This window comes from Granulicella sp. L56 (assembly GCF_009765835.1).
In the GTDB taxonomy this organism is placed as follows: Bacteria; Acidobacteriota; Terriglobia; order Terriglobales; family Acidobacteriaceae; genus Edaphobacter.
The window spans coordinates 901,047-926,413 of sequence record NZ_LMUS01000001.1; the positions used below are offsets into that span (position 1 = coordinate 901,047).

21 protein-coding genes and 2 tRNA genes are annotated in these 25,367 nt (G+C 58.2%); 12 read left to right on the top strand and 11 right to left on the bottom strand.

Annotated features, from left to right (window positions below):
• Positions 1–67: 67 nt before the first annotated feature.
• Complete coding sequence (locus GSQ81_RS03675; protein ID WP_254059967.1) at positions 68–1,384, bottom strand: hypothetical protein; 1,317 nt, start codon at positions 1,382–1,384, stop codon at positions 68–70.
• 608 nt (positions 1,385–1,992) lie between these two features.
• On the opposite strand from GSQ81_RS03675, the gene smc reads away from it, so the two are divergent.
• The 6 genes from smc to GSQ81_RS03705 all read left to right on the top strand — a co-directional run bounded on the left by smc (position 1,993) and on the right by GSQ81_RS03705 (position 10,393).
• Complete coding sequence (gene smc, locus GSQ81_RS03680; RefSeq protein WP_158909343.1) at positions 1,993–5,856, top strand: chromosome segregation protein SMC; 3,864 nt, start codon at positions 1,993–1,995, stop codon at positions 5,854–5,856.
• 147 nt (positions 5,857–6,003) lie between these two features.
• Positions 6,004–6,636 (top strand): hypothetical protein, encoded by a 633-nt coding sequence (locus tag GSQ81_RS03685; protein ID WP_158909344.1) that lies wholly within the window; start codon positions 6,004–6,006, stop codon positions 6,634–6,636.
• Between the two features lie 44 nt (positions 6,637–6,680).
• Entirely contained in the window at positions 6,681–7,574 is an 894-nt protein-coding gene (locus tag GSQ81_RS03690; RefSeq protein ID WP_158909345.1) for a phosphoribosylaminoimidazolesuccinocarboxamide synthase, read from the top strand.
• On the top strand, positions 7,571–8,113 hold the full coding sequence (locus GSQ81_RS03695) for a CvpA family protein (protein WP_254059968.1): 543 nt from the start codon (positions 7,571–7,573) through the stop codon (positions 8,111–8,113). The genes GSQ81_RS03690 and GSQ81_RS03695 overlap by 4 nt, the downstream gene beginning before the upstream one ends.
• A 51-nt stretch (positions 8,114–8,164) precedes the next feature.
• On the top strand, positions 8,165–8,443 hold the full coding sequence (locus GSQ81_RS03700) for a helix-turn-helix domain-containing protein (RefSeq protein ID WP_121472479.1): 279 nt from the start codon (positions 8,165–8,167) through the stop codon (positions 8,441–8,443).
• 27 nt (positions 8,444–8,470) lie between these two features.
• The gene (locus GSQ81_RS03705) at positions 8,471–10,393 is read left to right on the top strand and encodes a hypothetical protein (protein WP_158909346.1); all 1,923 of its coding nucleotides are present in this window, start codon (positions 8,471–8,473) and stop codon (positions 10,391–10,393) included.
• Here the strand turns inward: GSQ81_RS03705 and GSQ81_RS03710 are convergent.
• Positions 10,368–11,819: an ATP-binding protein gene (locus tag GSQ81_RS03710; RefSeq protein ID WP_254059969.1), complete on the bottom strand. Its 1,452-nt coding sequence runs from the start codon at positions 11,817–11,819 to the stop codon at positions 10,368–10,370. The genes GSQ81_RS03705 and GSQ81_RS03710 overlap by 26 nt on opposite strands.
• 153 nt (positions 11,820–11,972) lie before the next feature.
• Here GSQ81_RS03710 and GSQ81_RS03715 point away from each other — a divergent pair.
• Both GSQ81_RS03715 and GSQ81_RS03720 read left to right on the top strand, forming a co-directional pair.
• Positions 11,973–12,047 (top strand) — tRNA-Gly (locus GSQ81_RS03715).
• Positions 12,048–12,119: 72 nt separating this feature from the next.
• A tRNA-Cys gene (locus GSQ81_RS03720) sits at positions 12,120–12,194 on the top strand.
• A gap of 316 nt (positions 12,195–12,510) precedes the next feature.
• Here GSQ81_RS03720 and katG read toward each other — a convergent pair.
• Entirely contained in the window at positions 12,511–14,796 is a 2,286-nt protein-coding gene (gene katG / locus GSQ81_RS03725) for a catalase/peroxidase HPI (protein WP_158909348.1), read from the bottom strand.
• Positions 14,797–14,950: 154 nt separating this feature from the next.
• Between katG and GSQ81_RS03730 the strand changes: the two genes are divergently transcribed.
• On the top strand, positions 14,951–15,817 hold the full coding sequence (locus GSQ81_RS03730) for a LysR family transcriptional regulator (RefSeq protein ID WP_158909349.1): 867 nt from the start codon (positions 14,951–14,953) through the stop codon (positions 15,815–15,817).
• A 178-nt stretch (positions 15,818–15,995) separates the two neighbouring features.
• On the opposite strand, the gene GSQ81_RS03735 is transcribed toward GSQ81_RS03730, so the two are convergent.
• The 7 genes from GSQ81_RS03735 to GSQ81_RS03765 form a co-directional block, all read right to left on the bottom strand.
• Positions 15,996–16,784 carry a tetratricopeptide repeat protein gene (locus GSQ81_RS03735; RefSeq protein ID WP_158909350.1) on the bottom strand — a complete coding sequence of 263 codons (789 nt, stop codon included), beginning with the start codon at positions 16,782–16,784 and terminating at the stop codon, positions 15,996–15,998.
• Positions 16,774–17,556 carry a hypothetical protein gene (locus GSQ81_RS03740; protein WP_158909351.1) on the bottom strand — a complete coding sequence of 261 codons (783 nt, stop codon included), beginning with the start codon at positions 17,554–17,556 and terminating at the stop codon, positions 16,774–16,776. The genes GSQ81_RS03735 and GSQ81_RS03740 overlap by 11 nt, the downstream gene beginning before the upstream one ends.
• A gap of 191 nt (positions 17,557–17,747) precedes the next feature.
• Positions 17,748–18,983 carry an MFS transporter gene (locus tag GSQ81_RS03745; RefSeq protein WP_158909352.1) on the bottom strand — a complete coding sequence of 412 codons (1,236 nt, stop codon included), beginning with the start codon at positions 18,981–18,983 and terminating at the stop codon, positions 17,748–17,750.
• A complete protein-coding gene (locus tag GSQ81_RS03750; protein WP_158909353.1) occupies positions 18,980–19,309 on the bottom strand; it encodes a hypothetical protein in 330 nt (109 codons plus the stop codon). The genes GSQ81_RS03745 and GSQ81_RS03750 overlap by 4 nt, the downstream gene beginning before the upstream one ends.
• Before the next feature lie 2 nt (positions 19,310–19,311).
• A complete protein-coding gene (locus GSQ81_RS03755; RefSeq protein ID WP_158909354.1) occupies positions 19,312–19,875 on the bottom strand; it encodes an isochorismatase family protein in 564 nt (187 codons plus the stop codon).
• Positions 19,876–19,934: 59 nt separating this feature from the next.
• Positions 19,935–20,453 carry a MarR family winged helix-turn-helix transcriptional regulator gene (locus GSQ81_RS03760; RefSeq protein ID WP_254059970.1) on the bottom strand — a complete coding sequence of 173 codons (519 nt, stop codon included), beginning with the start codon at positions 20,451–20,453 and terminating at the stop codon, positions 19,935–19,937.
• A gap of 294 nt (positions 20,454–20,747) precedes the next feature.
• Positions 20,748–21,638, bottom strand: coding sequence for an SDR family oxidoreductase (locus tag GSQ81_RS03765; RefSeq protein ID WP_158909355.1), 891 nt, complete (start codon positions 21,636–21,638; stop codon positions 20,748–20,750).
• Positions 21,639–21,829: 191 nt separating this feature from the next.
• Here GSQ81_RS03765 and GSQ81_RS03770 point away from each other — a divergent pair, with 191 nt between their 5' ends.
• Positions 21,830–22,801: an AraC family transcriptional regulator gene (locus tag GSQ81_RS03770; RefSeq protein WP_158909356.1), complete on the top strand. Its 972-nt coding sequence runs from the start codon at positions 21,830–21,832 to the stop codon at positions 22,799–22,801.
• Positions 22,802–22,866: 65 nt separating this feature from the next.
• Here GSQ81_RS03770 and GSQ81_RS03775 read toward each other — a convergent pair whose 3' ends face one another.
• Positions 22,867–23,772 carry a LysR family transcriptional regulator gene (locus GSQ81_RS03775; protein WP_158909357.1) on the bottom strand — a complete coding sequence of 302 codons (906 nt, stop codon included), beginning with the start codon at positions 23,770–23,772 and terminating at the stop codon, positions 22,867–22,869.
• 70 nt (positions 23,773–23,842) lie between these two features.
• On the opposite strand from GSQ81_RS03775, the gene GSQ81_RS19770 reads away from it, so the two are divergent.
• Together GSQ81_RS19770 and GSQ81_RS03780 are read left to right on the top strand one after the other, a co-directional pair.
• Positions 23,843–24,013 (top strand): hypothetical protein, encoded by a 171-nt coding sequence (locus tag GSQ81_RS19770; protein WP_216846376.1) that lies wholly within the window; start codon positions 23,843–23,845, stop codon positions 24,011–24,013.
• On the top strand, positions 24,010–25,041 hold the full coding sequence (locus GSQ81_RS03780) for an aldo/keto reductase (RefSeq protein WP_158909358.1): 1,032 nt from the start codon (positions 24,010–24,012) through the stop codon (positions 25,039–25,041). Before GSQ81_RS19770 ends, GSQ81_RS03780 begins: the two co-directional genes overlap by 4 nt.
• Positions 25,042–25,367: the final 326 nt, after the last annotated feature.

The following is a 25,367-nucleotide window of genomic DNA, read 5'->3' on the forward strand; positions in this document are numbered from 1 at the left end:
AGATGATTGATAACGCAGAAGAGGCAGCCCGAAGGCTGCCTCCTCTATTTCACAACAACGTTTCTTATTACTTCCGTGTCGTGCGACGATGAACCGGAGCAGCTGCCTTCTTCGGTTCAACGACCGCCGCATCGCTCATCACGATTACCACTGGACCAGGTGTTGCTCCGGGAGCAGCAGGTGCAGCAGCAGGGGCAGCAGGTGCAGCTGCGGGGGCAGGTGTGGTTGCCGTCGCCTCGGTAGACGGTGCAGGTGTTGCAGCAGCCTCACCAGCAGGTGCTACGCCGCCAACCGTGTAGGAGGCATAGGTACCGGACAGCGTGATCTTCGTTCCAGGCGTGGGAACCGTCTTCAGTGGCTCCTTCACGTTGAAGGTGAAGTCAGCCGTCTTTGACGCCACCGCATCGTCAGAGACCGATGCCTGAATGGAGGAATCCGTCGCGGCGACTACCGTGACATCCGGAAGTTGAACTGACTTGCCCTTGATCGTGTCCCAAACCTTGGCGGCATCTTCAGGCTTGCCGTTCTGGAGGATGAACTCCTTGTCGCTGATTGCCAGCGTCGAGAGATCAGGAGTGCTCGCGATCACCTGAGAAACAATGTCCGCAGGCGACGGCGCAGGCTTGATGGTGGCAGCCCAGGTCGGCGGTGGGAAAAGATTGGCTTGAACAGCCGTGGTCACAGCATCATAACCGTCCGCGTTGCCGTGATATTTCTTATAGCAATAGGTCGCTACCTTCAGGAACTCGGTCTTGTAGGGCTCCGGAGCAAAGGCCGCGGCACGCGATGCAAACCAAGTGCAGTTCAGATAATCGGGAGGCGTCGACTGGTAATACGCCAAGCCCAACTGATAGGTATCCTGCAAAACCGGCCCAGGAGTTGTGGTTGAAGCAGGAGGAGCTGCCTTCAACTCTTCGGCGTAGTTCGTGACCGCCGTCTTCGTGTCCTTTTTGCCGGCTGCGTCCTCTGCGATGGCACCATACAAGCCCGGAGTTACTCCTGTCTTCACTTTCTGGAAGTCCGCATCGCTCATATCCGCAGGCTTGGCGGCTGCCAGTGCCTTTTGCGCAAAACCAGCCGATGCATCAAGCTCTGTCTGCTTCGCCGCAGGATCTGTCGCCTTGTCCGCATCCTGCCTATGGAAATAACTCTCGAAAAACAATGCCACCAGATTATCTGGCTGCACCTGTAGCACGCGGTCTGCCGTGCTGAGGGTCTTGACGGGATCGAACGCGCTATAGGTCTGCATCAGCGTCTGCAAGGTAGCAGCCTTAACTGCCGACTGCGGATAAGTCGTCAGATAGGTCTCAAGCGCCGCGGCCTTTGCCTGGGGCGTCGTCTGTGAGATCGCATCGTTATAAGCCTTATATTCGGCAGGGGACATCTGAACCCCGCCACCGGATTGTGCACTGGCACCAGAATTATCCTGAGCATGCGCAACCATGCTTTGCCCACCAAGTGCAATGCTAGCAACTGCCAGGAGAGACGCAACGACTACCTTCTTCATTCCCATGCTCCTCGATAAGTCTTTTTTGTCTGTAACGTTTACCGGTGGTCCGGCCAAGTCTATACAACATAACCCACAACATGCGCCCTGGCGAATCCCAACGCATTCACCCATCATCATTCATTGGGGCTGATTTTACAGCCAGCTCCGCTGAAGTCCGAATTTTGCTTTCAAGGATGATGATGCGGATTATAGAAACGCCGTTGTACGCATGGCAAGTCCGCCCTTTGCCTTGCAGGCGATTCACCCTGAAAAACTTACGCCGGAAGTGCGTATCGAGATGTATTTCGGGGATCGCGCTCGGAGACTGGAAACGCCCTTAAAGATGTCCAACCTACCCATTCGTGGTATTACGGCCTTCTTATCCACAACCAGTAGTGTTGTGCCCGTTGATTCCGGCTTCTGCCAAGACTAAAGTTGAATCAGTCTTAATGACAGGGACGAGAACCTGATCGTAACTCCCCGCTCTCGTCACAGAGGTGCCTTTGCTCAAGCTCAAGAAAGTCCAGATCCTCGGCTTCAAATCATTCTGCGATCGCACTGAGGTCCAACTCTCAGGCGAAGGCATTGCTGCCATCGTCGGCCCTAACGGCTGCGGCAAATCGAATATCTCCGACGCCATCACATGGGTACTCGGCGAGCAGTCGGCGAAGTCTCTGCGCGGCATCAAGATGGAAGACGTCATCTTTGCCGGAACACGGGACCGTAAACCGACGGGCATGGCTGAGGTATCGCTCACGTTGGTCGATCCCGAGGTATATGACGGAGCGAGTTTGGGCGACGAGCCGGAGATCGCCATTGATGAGAACCTGCCTGGTGACTGGGACGAGGCTGGACTTCGCCAGCAGCACGCCGAGGAGACCGAAGACGCCGTAGCCGAGGCGCAACCGGGAACCGTCATTGAAGGTGAAGCTAAAGGGCCACAGATTGTTGCTGCCGCCACAGATGCCGATGCTGAAGCTTCTGCCGCCGCCAACAACGTCGTTCTTAAAATTCGCCGCCGCAAGTTTGGCCGAGCCCCAATTCGTGCCGGCGAACTCACGATTACACGGCGGCTGTTTCGGTCGGGCGACTCCGAATATCTTCTCAATGGCAAGATCTGCCGCCTCCGCGATATTCAGGACATCTTTATGGGTACCGGCCTGGGCGGCGAATCCTACGCCATCATCGGGCAGGAGCGTATCGGCCAATTGCTGAGCTCCAAGCCGCTGGACCGCCGCGGCATCATTGAAGAGGCGGCTGGCATCACCCGGTTCAAGACGAAGAAGCGGCTGGCAGAGCTTCGACTTGAATCTGCAAAGCAGAACCTCTCGCGCGTCAACGACATCTTCGACGAAGTGACACGGCAGATGACGACGCTCAAGCGCCAGGCCGCAAAGGCAGAGCGCTATGGAGCATTTCGAGACGAACTTCGCACAAGACTTCGCGTTGTGCTTGCCAGCCGCATGTCGCAGCTTGATGCAGAGCAGGCTGCCACGACGGAAAAAATCACAGCTTTGGCCACGCAGATCGATGCGCAGGCTGCCACGGTCGAGGAGATGGATGCTCAGCATAGCGAGGGCATCCGCACGGGCTATTCGCTCGACCAGCAGATCCGCGAGACCGGAGGACAGGCTAATCAGTCTGCGGTCGAACTCGAGCGTATCACTGCGCGTTCCGCAGCGAATGCCGACCGCATCGCCGAACTGACTGGCCGCCTTGCAACAGGCACTGACGATCTTGCGCAGGCTCGCGAACAGCTCGCCACGCTGAGTGGAGAGTTGGAGCAGCACCGCAGCTTTCTTGAAAATGCCACCGCCGAATCTACAGGATCGCGTGAGGCCGCACAGCTTCACCAGCAGCAGGCACAGGAAGCCGTGCGCTCCTTAGCCTCTGCCGAACAGCAGGCCGAGCAGAACCGCAGAACCACCATGCAATTAGTGCAACGCATCGGGCAAACGCGCAACGAGCAGTCACAAGCCGAGGCATCCCTGGCTGGACTGGATCGTGAAGCGGAGCGGCTACTCTCTGAGTCTGAAGTTGCGAGGCAGGAGCTTGAGACTCTTGGCCTTCAGCGCGGACAGGTTAAGCTGTCCTTCGAGTCTGTCACGGAGCGGCTCAAACGGCTCGAAGCCGAGATTGCCGATCTTCGTTTGCAGATCGAGGCCCGTCGCGCCGAGGAGTCGCAGAACAAACGTCGCGGCGACCAGCTTCGTGGAGAGGTGGCAAGCCTTGATGGACGGCGCAGCTCGCTTGAGGCGCTCATCCGCGAGCACAGCTATTCTACGGACACCGTCCGCAACATCTTCAAGCACAACGCCAGCAATCCGGGACTCAGCGGGACAACTCCCGTAGGCACACTTGCAGACTTTCTCGAAGTCGATGGGCAATACGAAAACGTCGTCGATGAGTTCCTTCGTGACGAGCTGAACTACATCGTCGTCAAGAGCTGGGATGCTGCCGATGCGGGCATGAACCTGCTCAAGACCGATGTCAGTGGACGCGCCACCTTCCTGGTTCACCCGAACGACGCACAGGCAAACTTTCCCTTCTCCGAAGGCATGACCAGCGCCGCCCAAACCAATACCGCAGGCATCGAGGGCGTTGTTCCGCTCAAGGATTGTGTGCGTGTTCTGGATGGCTTCGGCAGATCGCTGGAAGTCATCCTTCCCAAGCTTCGCGAGGGCTATGTCGCTCCCGACTCCTACACCGCACGATCGCTTGCACTATCGAACCCGCAGTCTTTCTTCCTCTCGCCCACTGGCGAAACCTTCCATAACGTCACCGTCACCGGCGGACGCCCACGCGCACAAGGACCATTGGCCCTGAAGCGCGAACTGACCGAGGTCCAGCAAAAGATCGAGAAGTCGGAGCAGGAGTTGGCGCAGACCGACCTGTTGACTGCCGATCTGCAACACCAGATCGCCGACCTCAACGCCACCATCGAGAACAAGACCAATGAGCGCCGCGAAGCTGAGCGGGAGTCCGCCAACTCCGGCGCAGCCCTGCGTCAGATGGAGACCGAGACCGCGCGCATTGAGCGACGCCTCGCGGACTGGTCGCTTACCAGTGAGCGCAATCGCGACGCGCGCAATCAGAAGTCGGATCTTATCTCTCGCCGCCAGCAGGAGGCCGCATCTTTCGAGGCCGAACACGCAACGCTGGAGGCTTCGCTATCCGATCTGCAGGCGCAGCTTGAAGAGCTCCGCGGCCAGCGGGAACAGTTGCAGCAGGCAGCGGCCGCAGCCTCAGCCGATCTTGCGGGACTCGAAGAGCGTCGCCGCAACGCCCAGGCCAACTTCGATCGGACAACCCGGCTCTACAACGGCCAGAACCAGCGCATTCAGCAGCTCGACCAGCAGCTTGCCTCTGCGGGATCGGAAAAGCTCCGCCGCGAGGAAGAGACTGCTGCTCTCGCTACACAGCACGCTGAGCTGACCGAACTTCGTGCCACAGCCGTAGCCGAAGTCGCACGCCTGGCTGAAGAGGCCAACGCTCTCCGCGCTGCCATGGCAGAGCTTGACGGACGGCTACGCACTCTGCGCCATGAAACGGAAGCACTCCGTGAACAGCGAGCAGGGCTGACTGCCCGCGCTGCGAAACTTGCCTCCGACATCGAGCACATCGAGGCCACTTGCCTCAATGACCTCGCGGTCGAAGCCGTATCTCTTCGCGAAGATGCAGGCATCGTCCGCATCGAAGGCGATGCTCTCGCCACTGAAGAAGAAGAGTCCCGCGCCCTGAAGCAAAAGCTCGAAGCGATGGGCCCGGTCAACATGATGGCGCTCGAAGAGTACAACGAAACCACGCAACGGCATGGCTTCCTCGAAACTCAGCGCAAAGACCTGCTTGACTCCATCGAGAACACTCAGGCCTCCATCAAAGAAATCGACGATGTTTCTCGCCTCAAGTTCGATGAGGCTTTCAAGATCATCAACGAGAACTTCGGCATTACCTTCACCAAGCTTTTTGGTGGCGGGCAGGCCTCGATGCGGCTCACCGACGCTGAAAACTCAGCGGAGAGCGGTATCGACATTCTCGCCTCACCTCCGGGCAAGAAGCTGCAAAATATTCTCTTGCTCTCGGGAGGCGAAAAAGCGCTGACTGCGCTCTCGCTGCTGGTAGGCATCTTCCAGTTCCAGCCCGCACCGTTCTGCATTCTCGATGAAGTCGACGCACCGCTCGACGAGACCAACGTGGGCCGGTTCGCGAAGCTCATAGCCGACATGTCGACCACAACCCAGTTTGTTGTCATCACCCATAGCAAACGGACCATGTCGCAGGCCGACGTGATCTATGGTGTCACCATGCAGGAGCCGGGCGTCAGCAAGATCGTCAGCGTCAACCTGAACCGCCGCGCTGTGGCATGAGGCATATAAAGTTTGCGCAGGTGGAGCGGGTTTCTGCCGCTCCGCCTTTTTTCTGCTTCAGAGCGAAAACGCAAATCGGCCATGGACTGTCCTTGCACCGCTAAACATTCCCCACAAAAATCTGTATAAAACACTTACCCTAAAGTCATGCTCCCGCTCACATTTGCCGCCCTCGCAATCCTGACTGGAGTACTGTTCCTGCTTCGGCTTCGATGGCTTCGGCTCTCTCAAAGAACGCGAACGACCCTCATTGGCTGTGCCGGTGCGGCGCTTATTCTCTACTCGTTGATCTTTATTACGGGCTGGGATACTTCCTCCAACCACCTGAATGCAGCGATCTATTGGGCTGCAGTCGCGGGCTACGAGTTCTTTCTTTTACTCTTCACGCTTCTTCGTCCCCGCTGGCTCACTACGATCATTGCGGCCGTTCTCATGCTCCCTGTCCTCTCCGCCAGCCCCTTTCTTCCACTTGCCGAACTCTTCAACCCTGCACCCCATACGACCGTTTCCATTGGACCGAATTTCATCAGCGATCGCGTGGCATGGGGCACTGGAACCGGGCCCAACTCTGGCTTCGATCTCGTGATTTATTCCCAGCCCTCGTGGACTCACTTTCTTCGCCACCGTCGACAGGGCTCCCGCTATTTCAATGGACAATGCGATGCCTCGCGGGCCTATGCCACTCTTCAACCCGACGGGAAACACGTTCTGATGTCATGTCCGGCGGCCCCAAATCAACAACCCGACGCCGCACGAAGCCTTGTAGTAAAGCTCTACTGAAATTCCGCCTAAAATCACTACAAAGGAGTGATACCGTCATCTCAATGAGCCAAGCCCTTCTCCAGACCAGCCTCGGGGACCTTCCCCTTGTCGCGCGCGGCAAGGTCCGCGACATCTATGACCTCGGCAGCCAGCAACTTCTTTTTGTCGCCACGGACCGCATCTCCGCCTTTGATCATGTGCTCGCCACGGGCATTACAGACAAAGGCCGTATCCTCACCCAACTCTCGCTGTTCTGGTTTGACTTGCTGAAGGACATCGTTAAAAACCACCTCATCACCGCAGATACCACACAGTTTCCCTCGTCCTGTCAGCCATACCTCGACCAGTTGACGGGGCGCAGCATGCTGGTGAAGCGCGCTGAGATGTTCCCTGTCGAGTGCGTTGTCCGCGGCTATATTTCGGGGTCCGGCTGGAAGGACTACCGACAGACCGGTTCCATCTGCGGCATCAAGCTCCCCACCGGTCTGCGCGAATCGGACAAGCTTCCCGAGCCTATCTTCACTCCTGCCGCAAAGAACAATGTCGGCCACGATGAAAATATCTCCTTCGAGAAGATGGTCGATACTATCGGCCAAAAAGCCGCCGAAGATCTGCGCTCCCTGACCCTAAAAATCTATGAAAAGGCGAGCAAACACGCGGCCAGCCGGGGATTGATTCTTGCTGATACCAAATTTGAATTTGGGCTTATCAACGGCGAAATCACTCTCGCCGACGAAGTTCTTACTCCCGACTCCTCGCGCTACTGGCCCGCTGAAACCTACAACCCGGGAGGTGCTCAGCCATCCTTCGACAAGCAATACGTCCGCGACTACCTTGAGTCCATTCATTGGAACAAGCAGGCCCCAGCCCCGGGGCTGCCGCCCGAGGTGGTCGAAAAGACAAAAGCCAAATATCTCGAAGCCTTCCGCCTGATTACCGGGCGCGCTGACCTATGAATCTGAACTACTTTGACTGGATTTTGATCGCCATCCTGACCTGGTCCACCATCATGGCCTTTGTTCGGGGTCTCCTGCTCGAACTCTTCGGGTTGGGAGGTCTCATTGCCGGAATTCTGCTTGCCGCCTGGAATTACCCGGCGGTGGCGTCCGTCCTTGGACACGTCATTACAGAGAAAGCTGTCGCCAATGTCGTCGCCTTCCTGTTCATCGCCGTCGTCGTGATGATCCTGTGCGCTCTTGTCGGGAAAGCCCTCCATCACACCGCAAACGCTATTGGGCTGGGTTTCTTCGACCGCCTGCTCGGGGCGGTTTTCGGCTATCTTCGGGGCTGCCTGCTCTGCGTGGCTATCCTGATGGCGGTTACGGCATTCCTTCCGCCGACGACGGCTGTCGCAAAATCTTCTTTAACTCCCTATTTCCTTGCCGGGGCTCATGCTGTATCCTTCGTTGTACCTCACGACCTTCGTCAGCTTATTCTGAACGGCGCGGAACAACTCAAGCACACCGCACCCGATTGGATCAAACGGCACGAATAGAGTGACAATAAGACTGCACCACAATCTGGAACTGCAAGCGAGGACATTATCTTGAAGCGCGAAATGGACGGTCTCATCACGCAGATGCACAGTGCCGGCATCCCCTATGCGGACGCCATTCGCCAGTTCAAGAAGCGCTACATCCTCGAAGTCCTCGCGCATCACAAGGGCAACCAGTGCAAGGCCGCAGAAGAACTTGGCATGCACCGCAATACGCTCAGCCGCACCCTGGCCGAGCTCGATCTTGATACGGCTGCGATCCGTAATGGAATGCGCCGTCCCCCCAGCAGCGAGCGTCCCCGCATCCAAAGCATCGCCAGCGCCCGTTAGCCGTTGGCCCCGTCTAACCAGCAGTAGATGATCTCTCCTCTCCAGTCACGGCTTACGGCAATTACATGTGGCACAACGGCCTGTGTACTCCTTGGCCTCTCTCTTACAGGCCTGGCGCAGACTTCGTCCGACAAACCCGCGCACCCCCCGGCTCTCTCGACGCCGAGTAAAACTCAGGTCCGCCAGGCGGAAGAAGCCTACCTTGCGGGCGCACGCCTGCTCGAACGCAATGATCTCACCGCTGCCCTGAAGCAGTTTGAGAAGGCGGCAAAGCTTAACCCCGACAACAATGACTATGCCGTAGCGGCTACGCTTGCCCGCGAGCATCGCGTCACGGAATTAGTACAAGAAGCAGCGAAAGCCCATCTCCTTGGGCAAGCGATGAAAGCGGAGACGCTGCTGGCAGAGGCCCGGCTGCTCGACCCGGAGAATCGCATCGTCACCCAGCATCAAGACGCCGGTGCTCTCCCGGTCACGTTCCATCCGGAGGTGGAGCCCTGGATCAAGGAGGCCGCCTCTATCGCTGGACCTATTGTGTTGCAGCCTGCTTCGGGAGTGAAGAGCTTCCACATTCAAGCCGATAGCGAGGCCGTTCTACAGCAGGTGATGTCCAGCTACGGGATTCGCCCGGTCTTCGACGACTCGCTCCCCCATCAAGTCATCCACTTCAATCTCGAATCGGTTCCTTATGAACAGGCTGTTCGGGTTCTCTTTGAGATGTGCGGTCTTTTCGCTGTTCCTCTGGACGCCAAAAGTATTCTGATCGCCAAAGATACCCCGGAGAATCGGGAGCGGCTGGAACGCCAACTGCAAGAGACAATCAGCATTCCTGGCATGACTCCGACAGATATTAATGACCTGGGGAATGTCCTACGCAATGTTTTTGAGATAAAGCAGTTGACGATTGAAAAAGGCCTTGGCGACCTCGTGCTTCGCGCTCCAGAAGACACTTTGAAGGCGGTAAATCTTACCCTTGCCGATCTGATCGATGGCGGCAGTCAGATCATGATAGAGGTTAAGTTCTATTCCATCGACAAGACGCGTCAGCGCAATATCGGGCTTCAAATGCCCCAGCAACTAGGGCTCTATAGTGTCGCAGGAGAGGCGTCCAATATCGTCAGCCAGAACCAGACGCTGGTCAACCAGGCCATTGCGGAGGGCCTGGTCCCGTCAGGAGCGAGCAATGTAGAGATTGCGCTTGCCCTCATCGGCTCTGGCCTCGTACAGAGTTCGCTGCTCTCCTCGACGCTTGGAATATTCGGAGGCGGACTTACCCAGGCCGGTGTCACCGCCGACGTCTTCCCGACTTTGAATCTCGCACTCAATTCGAGCGACAGCCGTGCGCTGGATGATATACAGGTTCGTGTCGGCGACGGTCAGACCGCTGATTTTCGCGTCGGGACTCGCTATCCCATCACTACGTCTACCTATAGTACCGGCGCAGCTGCAAGCTCAGCCTCTCTTGCCGGAGTCACCGTCAATGGGGTGAGCGCCGCCAGTCTGCTCGCGCAGTTGACTGGTAGCTCCACCGGCGTGACGATTCCACAGATTCAATATGAAGATCTGGGCCTGACCCTCAAGGCCATACCCACCGTACAGAAATCAGGCACCGTCAGAATGCACATCGAACTTAAGATCGAAGCGTTGACGGGCACGGCCCTGAACAATATCCCTATCCTCGCCAGCCGTCAGTTTTCTTCAGACATCACAGTCACTGACGGAAAAGCCGCCTTGTTCGTTAGTTCATTGAGTAAAACAGAGTCTGCCGCTGTCAGCGGTCTTCCCGGGCTTGGCGAGTTGCCCGGTTTTCAGACTGCTACTGCCGATAAAGTTGCCGAAACCGACTCCAGTGATCTGGTGCTGCTGATAACACCGCATGTTATTCGTCGACGTCCCAATATCATTGCCGGTCCGCGTATCGCGCTCAATTTGCCTCAGCAGCCAGATTAGGGCCGCCATCGACTGGGAGCCACACAGTAAAAACCGTGCTATGGCTCTCTCCGCGTCGCGTCCTCGCTCTGATATGCCCGTTGTGCTTTTCCACGATGCCTTTGCTCACCCATAAGCCCAAGCCCGTCCCCATCAACTCTTTCGTCGTCTGAAATGGCTCAAACAGATGTTGCACCATCTCCGGGCTGATTCCCTCCCCCGTATCCGCCACTGTAAGCCGCATCCCCTTCTGGCCACTCACCCAGTTGGTCTGCCGATGCAGCCGGACCAATAGGCGGCCACCCTCGCTCATAGCGTCCAGCGCGTTGCGCAACAGATTATTAAAAACCTGCCTGATCTCGCCTTCCAGGCACAGCACTGGTGGCGAATCGGCCAGTTTTATTTCCACGCTCAGTCGTCGAACTAACAGCCGCCCCGTGTAAAGAGTCATCACAGTTCGCAGCAGATCGGCCAAATCCACCTGAACAGGCTTGCTCTGCTGTCGATGAAAACGAAGCGTCTGCAAGGTGATCTCGGTGACCCGCGCCAGCTCTTGCTGTGCGATCAGAGCATACTCTTTCATCTCTTCCATCGAATCCGACTTCTGCACCAGATAGAGCAGGTTAGTAATCGACTCCAGCGGGTTGTTGATTTCGTGTGCGATCGACGATGCGAGTTGCCCTACCGCTGCCAGCTTCTCCGACTTGCGCAATGCCTCATCCTGCAGCCGCGCCTGGGTCACATCTGTATTGACGGCAACGCCACCCGTGATCTTGCCACCCTGCAAAACAGGCGCCGCCACGCTTTGAATCCAGCGGCCTGGCGTCCGCACGGTTTCGGTTGAAGCCTCACCAGCCAAAGCGCCTTCTAATGTCTTCAGCTCCGCAGGAAAACGTTCGCCGCTCATCGTCCGCGCCCAGCGATTGGTTCGCATCTTTCCATCCGGCGTGGCAATGTAAACGCCATGCGGCATGCTTTCAATGACCGCATTCAACTCCGCCGTCCGCTGCTCCGCCAGCTCACGGGCTTTCCGCAGATCTTCCTCTTGCTGCCTCGAAGAGGTCACATCGCTAAACGTCACCACGATCCCCAGCACTTCTCCCTCAACCGAGACCGGATGTGCCGACATCTCCACAACAAATGTGCTTCCATCTTTGCGGAACATGGTGTCCGAGAGATTGCTCAATGGTGTGTTGCGACGCAAGGCATCGTAAATCGGACACTCGCCTACAGGAAAACGACCTGCCTCCGAATCGTGATGATGCACCAACTCATGAATATCCCCTCCCAACAATTCTTCGCTCTCAAATCCCATGATCTTCGTCGCCATGCGGTTGACGAAGGTACACCTTCCTTCCAGATCCAGGCCCCAGATACCCTCTCCCGCCGAATCCAGAACGGCCTGCCATTGCCGCATCTGCCTCTGATCCTCCGATGTTATTGCCATCTGCCCCATCCCATAAATACTTCTTTAGTCGCTCCCGTCTCCAGTTCAGATGCAAAACTGTTCATATTCGGCCACCTAGCTTTTTTCTCCAAGTCGAATCGGCCAACGCGTTGACCACAGGCAGCCTCCCCCGCTATACTCAAACTTGTGAGAGCGGGAGTAGCTCAGTGGTAGAGTGCTTCCTTGCCAAGGAAGATGTCGCCGGTTCGACCCCGGTCTCCCGCTCCAAAATAAGCCCTGTCTGCGGTACACTTCACCTACAATTCAGCGGGCTGCAATAATTCGGATAGCCCACCTCGAGGCGCGGTACCCAAGTGGTAAGGGAGAGGTCTGCAAAACCTTTATGCGTCGGTTCGATCCCGACCCGCGCCTCCAAAGTTTCAGCAAGATAGAAGCCCTCCAAATTGGAGGGCTTTTGTACTGTGGTGGAAACTGTGGGGAGTATCGAGCTTTTAGATGTGCTCCAATATCCGCAAACAAATAGAGTCTCTGGAAGATTGAGCTGCCCTGACACTTGCGGACAGTCATCACGAACCAGCGGGTCCGTCGCGATAGAGCTGCGTGGAGGACTGCCTTGGCCTGGCATTGCTTTTCCGAAAGCAGAAACGGCTCGCACCTCGACCTGGCCTGGGATAACCCGGGTGTCAGGTCGAGGTTGAGCTGTGTAAGGTTCCCAGCCTACCTTCCGAGATCAAGCCAGGTCGAAACGATCAAGATTCATCACCTTGTTCCAGACCGCTACAAAGTCATGGACGAACTTCTCGTGCGCGTCCGAACTTCCGTAGACTTCGGCAAGTGCTCGAAGCTGCGAATTGGAACCGAAGAGAAGATCGATGCGTGTGCCGGTCCACTTGAGTTCTCCAGTTTTACGGTCGTGTCCTTCAAAGACGTCCTGAGCATCTGAGACCGGCTTCCACTCCGTTCCCATATCGAGCAGGTTGAGGAAGAAGTCGTTGGTCAGCGCCTCCGGCCGCTTGGTGAAGACGCCATGCTTTGTCTGTCCGACGTTGGTATCCAGGACACGCAGGCCGCCAATGAGTACTGTCAGTTCAGGAGCGGTCAGTGTCAGTAATTGGGCCTTATCGATCAGCAGCGACTCGGACGGTACGCTGTATTTGGCTTTGAGATAGTTGCGGAAGCCGTCCGCGAGCGGCTCGAGCACAGCGAAGGAGTCTACATCGGTCTGCTCCTGCGAGGCGTCCGTGCGTCCCGGCGTAAAGGGAACGGTCCCGCTGAGACCGGCATTCCTGGTTGCCTGCTCGACACCTGCACAACCGGCCAGGACGATCAGGTCGGCGAGTGAGATCTTCTTGCCGCCAGTCAGCTTTCCGTTGAATTCGCTCTGAATACCTTCGAGCGTCTTCAACACCTTCTCCAGTTGCTCAGGTTGGTTGACCTTCCAGTCCTTCTGCGGAGCGAGACGGATACGGGCGCCGTTTGCGCCGCCACGCTTGTCGGAGCCACGAAAGGTGGATGCTGACGCCCAGGCGGTCGAAACCAGTTGCGAGACCGTCAATCCCGAAGCAAGAACCTTGCCCTTGAGCGCGGCAATGTCCTGCTCATCAATCAGCTTGTGATCGACCGCGGGAACAGGATCTTGCCAGAGGAGTACTTCGGCTGGAATTTCCGGACCGAGATAGCGCGCGCGCGGTCCCATGTCGCGGTGCGTCAGCTTGAACCATGCGCGGGCGAAGGCATCGGCAAACTGGTCTGGATTCTCGTGGAAGCGCCTCGAAATTTTTTCATAATCAGGATCGAAGCGCAGAGCAAGATCCGTGGTCAGCATTGACGGCGAGCGGCGCTTTGACGGGTCATGCGGATCAGGCACAGTACCTACACCTCCGTCACCCTTCGGCTTCCACTGATTTGCCCCGGCCGGGCTCTTGGTCAGCTCCCATTCGTAGCCAAACAGGTGTTCAAAGAACTCGTTGCTCCATTGTGTCGGCTTGGTCGTCCAGATAACTTCCAGGCCGCTTGTGATTGCGTCTCCGCCCTTGCCAGTGCCAAAGCTGTTCTTCCAGCCGAGGCCCTGCTCCTCTAGTCCGGCGGCTTCGGGCTCAGGCCCCACATGGGAGGCAGGGCCAGCACCGTGAGTCTTGCCGAAGGTATGACCGCCCGCTATCAGAGCAATGGTCTCCTCGTCATTCATCGCCATGCGAGCAAAGGTCTCTCGAATATCGTGGGCCGAGGCAATCGGGTCCGGGTTGCCATCCGGACCTTCCGGATTCACGTAGATCAGGCCCATTTGCACTGCGGCAAGCGGATTCTCCAGATTGCGCTCTTTGGTGCCCCCTCCGGTACGATCTTTCTCGGTGCCATGCAGTTCTTCGTCGGCAACCAGGACACCTTCGTCATCGTTCTTTCCTTTACGGTAGCGAAGATCGCCGCCCAGCCAAGTGGTCTCGGTTCCCCAATAGACTTCCTCGTTTGGCTCCCAGACGTCCTCGCGTCCTCCGCCGAAACCGAAGGTCGCAAAGCCCATCGATTCCAGCGCAACGTTTCCAGTGAGGACGATCAGGTCGGCCCATGAAATTTTATTGCCGTACTTCTGCTTGATCGGCCAGATCAGGCGGCGCGCCTTATCAAGGCTGACATTGTCGGGCCAACTGTTGAGAGGAGCGAAACGCTGCTGGCCAGCTCCGGCGCCGCCCCGACCATCGCCGATGCGGTACGTTCCGGCGCTGTGCCACGCCATACGAATAAACAGAGGCCCGTAGCTGCCAAAATCCGCAGGCCACCAGTCCTGCGAGGTCGTCATGAGCGCAAGAAGGTCCTTTTTCACGGCTGCCAGGTCGAGGCTCTTGAACGCTTCGGCATAGTTAAAGTTTTTGTCCATCGGATCGGACAGGGACGAGTGCTGATGCAATATCCTCAGGTTCAACTGGCTCGGCCACCAGTCACGGTTCGATGTACCTTCCCCTGCGGCGTGATGGAACGGGCATTTCGCTTCGGTTGATGTCTTTGTTTGCTCTGCCATGTTTCTCCTCGATCTGTTCGACCATCGCCCACGCTGTTGGTTATCCAAAATCTCACAGCGCAGATATCCGCGTTTGTCTCGACACCAGCAATGTAGCATCATGGAGACTGATCGTTCCAATACATAGTTCCCATTTGGGGTATAGGCATTCTCTATGGAATTCAATCAGCTTCGATACGTTTGCGCCATCGCCGAAACTGGCAGTTTCAGCCGTGCTGCCGAGCGCTGCCATGTAGCGCAGCCTTCGCTCTCGCAGCAGGTACTCAAACTTGAAGAAGATTTAGGGGCAAAACTCTTCGACCGGCTCGGTCGCAGCATCCGACTTACTGAAGCGGGACGCGCCTTCCTGCCTCATGCTCGCTCCATCCTGCATCAGATGGAAGCCGCTCGAACCGGCGTTGAAGACAAGCGTACCGATGTACGCGGAAGCGTTGCGGCCGGCGTCATTCCCACCATTGCGCCCTATCTCCTGCCACGCTATACGGCATCGTTTGCAAAGAAATATCCTGAAGCCCGGCTGCGCATCGTCGAAGAGACCACGCCCGTGCTGGTCGAAAGTTTGCGCAATCTCTCTATCGACCTCGCCGTTCTTGCCCTGCCGTTGCGTCACAAAGAGTTTGAGTTGTTTCCTCTTCGCACCGAACCGCTCTTCGCTGTGCTGCCGAAAGACCATCCCCGCGCCTATCAGAAATCGCTCTCCCTCAAAGACCTTCGCGGTGAGCCATTTGTCATGTTGCGCGACGGCCACTGCTTCCGCGATCTTAGCGTAGCTGCCTGCGCCCGTGCGCGCGTCGCTCCGCGCATTGTTTTTGAGAGTGGTCAATTCAGCAGCCTGCTTGGCATGGTTGCCGCAGGGATCGGTGTTTCGCTTGTGCCCGAAATGGCAATTGACCCTAATGCGCCCTGCCGCTATGTGCGCCTCAGCGACACACGCGCCACGCGCACCATCGTAGCCGCCGTTCTGCGTGGGCGCAGCTTTAACCGCGTCCAGCAGGCCTTTTTGTCGGGGCTCACAAATTAGGGCAATCGAATAAGCCGCAGCCTAACTACGGCAGATCACGATGCCGACTCTGAGATCAAAATTTTGCTCGATCCGATGATCGAGACGATGTGCAAGACAGGCATGGAGATGCAGTGGTGGTAAAGGAGACATCACTGGCGGATGATGCGGAACGATATCGAGTATTAAGGCGTGGGGGTTATGGGTCGCGGTATTCGCGGCGCTTGAGTTCGCGGAGTGCCTGGTCGTGTCCTTGAAGAGCAGCCTGACGAGTCCAGTGGCGGGACTGAGTGTAGTCGTGCTCTACACCCTGGCCGATGGCGTAGAGGTGGCCCATCTGGAACTGGGCCTCGGCGTTGCCGTGATCGGCGGCCTTGCGATACCACGCGGCAGCCTGCGCGTAGCTGAGTGGGACGCCTTGGCCGGTGTAGTAAAGGTCGGCTAGCTTCTGCTGGGCTTCGGGAAAATTTTGGGTGGCGGCCAGCCGATACCAGTGGGCAGCTTCGGCATCGCTTTGCGGGACCCCTTCCCCTTTTCGATACATGAGGCCGAGGTTGTATTGCGCCCAGGCAAGGTTACTGTGGGCAGCGCGCTGGCACCATGCAAAAGCTTCAGTAAAGTTGTTGGCTGCGTAATAACGGAAGCTGAGGTTGGCCTGCGCGTAGGCGTGGCCCTGTTCAGCGGCCTTGCACTCCCAGTAGGCCGCCTGGGTGTCGTCTTGCGGCACGCCCTGCGCCGCGTCGTACATCGTGCTGAGGAGATACTGCGACTCGGCGTGTCCTTGCTCGGCGGCGAGTCGGAAACTGGCCGCGGCTTCGATGAAGTTGTGGACGTTGTAGTCGGCTACGGCCTGCCGGTAGTGCGGGTTAGAGGCTACGTTAGCGGCGTCGCGGCGGCCGCGGGCGATGATGCTGGAGCGCGTGGAATGGAGCGACAGCGCGCCGACGGCAGGAATGTGCTGCAGGCCGCCTTTGAATTTATCTTCCATGGGCTTTGATCTGGCGGTCGATGAGCTCGAAGCGGCGCTCGGCATCGGCGATCTGCTCGCGAAGGCTGGTGGCGAGTTCGGTGAGCAGGTCGCGGTGTTCGCGGGCGGCGGCTTCCACATCGAGGTACAGTTGAGCAACTTCGCCGGCGAGCAGCGTGGACTGCTCCGCATCGAGGGTGGCGATGTCGCGCTGGGCGTGCTGGATCTGGCGCGTGATGCGGAGAAGCTCTGCGACGACTCCTTCGCCCGCGATGGAAGCGCTAATTTCGCGGTGGTCGTCAAGCAGACGCTGCAAGGTTTCGGTGTCGCCGCGGCTGTAGGCCTGATTCGCACGGGCCATCAGCAGGGTGAAGTGCTTCTGCTCGGCGTCGTCGCGCGCGAAGTCGGGGTGAATGCGCTTGGCGACGTCGCGGAAGAGGGTCTTGAGGCTGGGCGGCGGGTCGAACTCTTCGGCTTCCCGGGCCTCGCCGAATGCGGCATCATGGGTCTCCTGCGCACGCTGGCGGGTCTCCTCGGCGTAGCGGCGGGCAGAGTCGGAATCGTAGAGATCGACCTCGCGCTCGGCGATGCGCGCTTCGAGGGTGTCGAGCTCGGCATAGAGGATGCCGACCTGGCGGAGGTAACGGCCTTCGAAGGTCTTGAGCTGGGCGCGGATTTGGGCAAGCTCGGATTCGCGCTCGGCGAGCGTGGTGCGAACAGTGGCAAGTTGCTCGCGCTTGTCGAGCAGGGCGGCGGCGTCCGAGGTTTGCTGGAGAATGATTTCGGCTGGCATGCGGCTTCCCATGAGGGAAGTTTTAGTTTAGCGGAGTTCCGCTTATACAGACGAGTGCGACTCTTGCGCTAAACCAGCTCCCAGGACATCTCCAGGTAACTCAAGTATAAACCTTACTTCCGGGGCAATGCGTTCTGGCTTCTCCCAGCTTCGGATTTTGGCACACGCACGGTCCTACTCCCGTATCGCGTTTAGGCGAGATCGGCATGGTTCAGTCTGGTTCGCCGCGTCAGGACATATATCGCAACCAGGGCCGCGGCAAAGCCTGATGACGCGCCTACGCCAAGTGCCCACCGGGGACCGAAGCGGTTTGCCACCCATCCCACGATGGGCGCCCCTATCGATGTTCCGCCGAGCGCCACGCCCACACGAATCGCCATCACGCGACCGCGCATGGTGGGCTTGGTCGAAAGCTGCATCATACTGTTCGTCGCGTTCGTGAAGGTGAGGGCGGCCACCCCAATCACCGTGAGGGCCGCAGCGAACCACCAATATCCAGCAGAGAACGCAGCAAGCATACAACCGATTCCAAAGACTCCGGTACCGAAGAGGAGCGACCCAAAATTTGGCTTGTCGCGTCCGGCAGCCAGAAGCGCCCCGCTCATTGTGCCAATCGCCATGATCGACGACAGCAAACCGAATCCGCGCGCATCGGTATGGAAAACACTCACCGCCATGGTGGAGATGAAGATCGGGAAATTGAAACCGAATGTCCCGATCAGAAAGAGCATAACTACGATTGATCGCAGGTCAGGCCGATCCCATACATAACGGAGTCCTTCGATGAACCCTCCGGATCCGCGGGAAGCTCTTGCATTTGTCCTGAGGTCCTGGACGCGCAGCAGATACATGGAGAGCAGAACAGCGCCGAAGGACAGCCCGTTTAGGAGAAATGCCCAGCCGGTCCCGATCTTTGCGATGACCAGACCGGCCACAGCCGGGCCGATCATCTGGCCGACGAAGAACGAGGTCGAGTTGAGTGCGACGGCATTAGGCAGTTGTTCGTCACCCACCAGCTCACCAACAAAGGTTTGCCGCACTGGTGCATCCAGCGCCGCAGCAGTGCCAAAAACAAAGGCAAACACATACACATGCCAAAGCCGGACGTAACCCAGGATCGTCAAGCCCCCCAGAGCGGTCGCAAGCACACCCATGGATGCTTGTGTCAACATCAACAGCTTGCGCTGGTTGAAACGGTCCGCTGCCAAACCGCTCCAGGGCAGCAACAGCAACTGTGGAGCGAACTGCAGGCCCGTGACAATGCCGACGGCAGTCGCATCATGGTGGGTCAGTTGCGTCAGCACGATCCAGTCTTGTGCCACACGCTGCATCCAGGTTCCGATGTTCGATACCAAACCGCCTGCCGTCCATAAGCGGAAGTTGAAGTTCTCCAGAGCGCGGAAAGTTCTGGAGAGCGGATTCCTCATGGGCGCTCCGGGGCGTTGCCTCCATGAAACTGGCCGAAATGCCGCGCCATGAGAAGGCTGATCAGCAGTGCGCCAACCGCAAGAGCAAGAACATCACTTATCGATCTCAGGTCAAAGTTGCCAACGCGCACCACGAGAAGGTAGCCGACGACGACATTAAAGAAGCCCCATAGAACGTTCACCGTAGACGAGGAAAGGCCTTCGCCGGGCGGCTTTGCGAAGGGAGTTTGGAAGGGCCGTCCCATCATGCCGCTGACAAAATGGGGAACGAAGTTGGCCAGGAAAATCCCTCCAAAGAAGTACGACACAAGATGAGGCCAGGTCATGGTCATGCGCTCCTCGTCGCCAGCAGGTTAAGAATGTCCTGGGTTGAGCCCGTTTCTCCGAGACGGGGAAAGACGCTTGTAAGGCTGTACTCGTGCGCTTCGGGGCGCACATCGGTCATGGCATCGAGGGCAAGCGTGACGTTAAATCCCTGCTCGTATGCCTGTCGAGCAGTGGCTTCGACGCCGGTTCCGGTTGCCACGCCCGTGACAACAACCTGCGTTACTCCCTTGGCCTTCAGTTGCGCTTCCAGGTCCGTACTCGCAAACGCGCCCCATGTCCGTTTCGTTACCACGATGTCGGTGGGCTGGCGATCCAGCTCCGGAATCAGATCGCTGAATCCCTCCGGGAACGTTGAGAAACGGCGCGGCTGCTCCGTCCGACCTGGTGCACCTCCTGAGACATTGACCAGAACGACCGGGAGATCATACTCACGAAAGGCATCAAGCAAGGCGCAGGTTCTCTCAATGACACCAGCAATCGGATGGATCAAGGGCGAGTTGATAATCCCTTTCTGAAGATCTACGACAATAAGGGCGGTCTTTTGATCAAGCGTTATAACGGGCATTAGGTTCTTCTCCTCGACAGGGACATGGAATGAGAGTTGAGTGGTTGTACGCGAAGGCATCAGTCTTCAATGAGGCGCGCGAGCAAGTTGACGGCAGCAGCAAGCTTTTCCTGCTCTTGGGAGGAGAGTTTCTTCTGAATAGTCGTTGTGAGCCAATCCTGTCTCGCGGCACGACCATCCCTGAGCAACTTCTGGCATTTCCGGGAGAGTGACATCAAGGTCTGCCGTCTGTCGTTCGGGTCCGGAGAGTCACTCACCAATCCGGCTTCCAACAACGACGTGATGATGGCGCTCATCGACTGAGGACGCATTCCCTCAGCTCTAGCCAGGCTCGATACCGCCGCAGGGCCGTCTTTCTCAAGACGAAGCAGAACGGAGACTTGCGAAGGCGTCAAATCGCTCTGCCCACCCTGTTCACGCAGCTTCCGCTTGAGTTTGCCAAAGATTGCCCGAAGCTCTGCCGCAAGTGCAGAGCTTCGCTCGGCCGGAGAAGGACTCGCCCGATTATTCATAGAACTCAGTATGCCATAAATACAGTTTATCTGTACAGGTAGACTGTACAGATAAAGCACGAACATTTATTGCGTGGCTTAGACCCACAGCCTGTCTGCCCTCTGAGAGAGTTCAGTCAACCGTATCGGCCTTCCAGCGGGATTCAGCCGTTCCAAATAAAAGAGAATTACCTCGCCCCAGTGGTCCAGGCTGATCTGCAGGTCGAGGAACTTATCGAAGACGCCTGCAAGCATCAATCGAACGAATTGGATGCCAGCCTCGCAATTGACTTCACAGTACTGTCTCTTTTCTCGGATCGACCTGCTATCAAGAGTAAGCGCACCGGCGTCCGCAGAGCGCCGGTGCGCTTTCGCTTGTACTTAGGACTGCGTGTAGTCCATATTGTCCAGGTCGGTGATCAAGCCAGGGCCTGTCGGCGTCCAGTTCAGTTTCTGCCGAGTAATCGCGCTTGAAGATGGCATATCATGGCCAGCGAAGCGGGCAAGCCAGCCGAAGTGCGCTTCCGTCTCCTCGGGCTTGATGCTGACCACCGGCACCTTCAGCCCACGACCCAACGCCTCGGCGATGGCCTTCATGGACACGCCCTCCTCGTCAACTGCGTGGTAGATCGCGCCCGGCTCCGCCTTTTCAAAAGCCAGGTGGTACAAGCGCGCCACATCGGAGACGTGCGCCGCGGGCCAGCGATTGCTGCCGTCGCCGATGTAGGGCGACACACGCTTCGCGCGCGCTGCCGCTGTAACATACGGTACGAGTCCCTGCTTGCGTGTGTCGTGAATCTGCGCCAAACGAACGATGGAGGTCTTCACGCCGCGCTCAGTGAACTCCTTCACCACCGCTTCCGAGGCCGCGCGAGGGTTCCAGGACGCGGACGGGCCATCCTCCGTCGAGGGTTTGCCGTCCACATTGGCTGCCATCGCCGTACCCGAGGTGACCACAAACGGTCGGTTCGACCCCACCAATACCTCTCCCAGCGCCGCGATTGCGTTGCGTTCGTCTGCGGCGTTCTTCTCAAACTGTGAGAAGTCATGGTTGAAGGCCAGGTGGATCACGCCATCGGAATCGGCTGCGCCCTTGCGCAGGCTGTCGAGGTCCTCGATATTTCCATGCAGCACCTCGGCTCCCGCCGCGCGCAGCTTTTCGGCACCGACGTCCGAGCGCGTCAGTCCCAGCACGCTGTGCCCCGCTTTGATCAACTCCGGTACAAGCTCCGACCCGATAAAGCCGGGCGCTCCAGTTACAAAGATACGCATAACGATGTCTCCTTTAGATCTCACGAACACGGGGCCGATTTGCGCCGTCGATCAATAGATGGCTCTCAACCCGCGGACGATCTATACTGGAAGTCCGTATGATCAGTCCAATCGTCCTGTCGCCCCAAAAATCCGAACCCCCAAGATCAGAGACTCAGTTCTTGCAGCCAGGTCTGGCGTCGACTCAGCGTATGGATCCGCTCTCCGAGGTTCTTGCCCTGCTCAAGCCTCAGAGCTTATCCTCCGGCGGCTTTATGGTGCCCGGCGATATGGCCATTCACTTCCCGAAGCATCAGGGCATTAAGTGCTACGCCATGCTCGCCGGGCAATGCTGGCTGGTCGTCGAAGGCGTCCCAGACCCCGTCCTGCTTGATGCCGGAGACTGTTTTCTTTTGCCGCGCGGGATGCCGTTCCAGCTCACCACGGATCTCTCGCTCGAACCGGTTCACTACACGCTCGCGTGGGGTCGCCTCAGCAAGACCAATGACGTCCAGGCGGTCCCCGAAGGCGCGCGGTACATCGCTGGAGGCTTCTTTGGGTTTACAGGCAGCCACGCCGAGATGCTCCTGCACTCGCTGCCGCCCATCATCCACATCCGCCGCGAGTCGGACAAGGCCGCCATGCGCTGGGCGCTCGAACGCATGCGCGAAGAACTCCGCGATCCTCAGCCCGGCAGTTCGCTAATAGCGCAGCAGCTCGCCTATACGATGCTCATTCAAGCGCTGCGCCTGCACCTGGCTGACGGCGCCAGCGCTCGCCACAGTTGGCTTTCTGCTCTGTCTGACAAGCATATGAGCATCGCCATCGCCAGCATGCACGACGCCCCCGGTCATCCCTGGACGCTGCAGTCGCTGGCCGAATGCGTTGGCATGTCGCGCTCTGTCTTCGCCCTGCGCTTCCGCGAGATCGTCGGCGCCACGCCGATGGAGTATCTCGCCCGCTGGCGCATGCTTCTGGCTGCCGACCGCTTGAAAAACTCCTCTGAGGGACTTTCAGCCATCGCGCGGTCGCTCGGCTACGAGTCTGAGAGCGCCTTCGGCAAGGCCTTCCGCCGGGTGATGGGCTGCTCTCCAAGACAGTACACCCGGTCCGCCACGCTGTGCGCGATGCCTCTGAAGCCCAGTACGGAAGATCAAGAACAGGAACTTGTCGTGACTGCGTAGAAGCCTCTGTGCTTTTGCGAAGGCCGACTTGACCACAAAAGCGCGCTTCTGGAATTTCTAATTTGCTACCGAGCAGGAGCCTGGAAGACCTGGCGCACGGTCTCTCGAATCCAGGCATGCAGCAGATCGCTGTCGAATCGCGGGTGCCACACCATCGAATATCGGATGCGAGGAAGCTCTTTCGGCGCTTTCAGCAATGGGAAATCGAGTGCAGTCAATGTCGGTTCTGCGATTCGCGCAGGCATTGTCAGCACCAGGTCCGTTGCCTCAAGCACTCTGATTGCAGCCTGGAAATAGGGAAGATGAACAGCTACGAGCCGCCGCAATCCAGCTTCAGCAAGGGAGCGATCAATCAGATTCTGCTGGTTCGGTTGTGTCTCGATCGCGACATGACGGAAGCTGAGGTACTCCTTCATCGAGATCGCGCCCTTGCCGCGCTTGAGCTTCCGGCCAGCCACGCAAACGAAGCTGTCTTCGAAGAGAGGCTCAAAACGAAACGTCGAAGGCGCTGCAAGCGGGCTCAGGATGAGTTGTGTCGCCAGATTGTCTTCATGAGTCCGCTCGTGCCATGGAACAACCTCAAGCGTGATGCCGGGCGCAAGCCGTCCAACGATCTCCGCCAGCGGTGGCAGAACGACACTACTGGCATCGTCTGTCATGGCAAGACGAAAGTTCCCCTCGCTCTGTGCAGGCGAAAAAGACTCTCCTGCCCAGAGGCGTGCCACACGGGGCAAAATCTGCCCCAGTTCGCCCAGAAGGGCGCTGCCCCTCGGAGTCAGCTCGTAGTTGCGTCCCACCCGCACGAGCAGTTCGTCCCCTAGCTCCGTGCGCAAGCGATCCAGCGCGCGGCTCATGGCCGACTGGCTGAGATGGATGCGCTCCGCGGCACGGGTCACATTCCGTTCGTGCAGCAGGGCCTTGAGGGGAACCAGAAGATTTAGATCGATGTTTCGGAGTTGTACGGGGCGCATACATTCCATTCCAACAATGCATGGTGCGACTACATGGTCAGCATACTCCAATCGGTAAAGGAGAAATCCTATGCAAGACAAACCCGTCGGTGCGCGTGGCGCTGCTCGGCCCGGACAGTCCGACCGGAACGTTCACCCGCTGGCAAGACGAAACGATCCTGTGGTGACGGCTAGTCCCAATCATCGAACCGTTACACGCAGCTTTGACCGGATACCTACAGACGAAAGGACACAACTATGAAATACCGCACACTGGGCCGGACCGGCATCAAGGTCAGCCCCTATTGCCTGGGCGCCATGATGTTCGGCGGCATCGCCAACGCCGATCACGACGACTGCATTCGCATCATCCACAAGGCCTTGGATTTCGGCATCAACTTCATCGACACCGCCGATAGGTACAGCAACGGCGAGTCGGAGGAGATCGTCGGCAAAGCGTTGAAGGGCCGTCGCCACAATGTCGTGCTGGCCACCAAGGTGCACGGCGCGATGGGCGAGGACCCGAACCAGCAGGGCAGTTCGCGCCGCTGGATCACGCAGGCGGTGGAGGCGTCGCTGCGCCGCCTGCAGACCGACCATATCGACCTTTACCAGATCCACCGGCCTTCTCCCGACACCGATATTGAGGAGACGCTGTCGGTGCTTACCGACCTGATGCGCGAGGGCAAGGTGCGCGCCATCGGTTCATCGACCTTCCCCGCTTCTGAGATCGTGGAGGCGCAATGGGTGGCGGAGCGACGGGGCCTGGCGCGTTTCCGCACCGAGCAGCCGCCCTACTCGATCCTCAACCGCAGCATCGAGCACGAGGTTCTGCCCGTCTGCCAGAAGTATGGGATGGGCGCGCTGGTCTGGAGCCCATTGGCGAAAGGCATGCTCACTGGCCGCTACCGTAAAGGGCAGCCGCTACCAGACTCTCTGCGAGTCAAATACCTCCCCAGGCAGATGTCCGACGAGCGCAATCTGGATGCGGTCGAGCGGCTCATCCCCATTGCAGAACAGGCTGGGCTGTCGCTGACGCACATGGCGATGGCCTTTGTGATGGCCCACCCCGGCGTGACCTCTGCTATCCTCGGGCCACGCACGATGCAGCACCTGGACGATCTGCTCGACGGCGCCGAAGTCGTCCTCGACGACGAAACCCTGAACCTAATCGACGAGGTGGTTGCGCCCGGAACCGACGCCGGGCCGATGGGCGCACTCTATGAGCCGCCGGCGGTGACTCAGGCGAGCTTGCGCCGCCGTGCGCTCCCCGACCGGGCCGCAGCTTGACCGAAGCACTGGGAAATGAGCTTGGCCACCTAGCTGTCGACATGTCAACTCCAAGGGCTTGTACCGTCACAGGATTTTCTCTCCGAGCGGGCGGATGTGAGCGTTGACCTCCGGCTCGCCGGCGGGCACGATTTGCTGGCGTGCAGGTCGATTACTTTGCGGGCTGGTGGCTGGTGGTTGGTAAAGAAATTAAGCGGAATTTCGGACGCGTTGGGCCGAGACACACCTTGAGGATCCGTTCCGCACGCTGTCTGAACGTCTCGCGACCGGTCCCGGTGCTATCTATTGACACATCGCCAACAAGAGCGAGCTGCTGACCGCGCCTG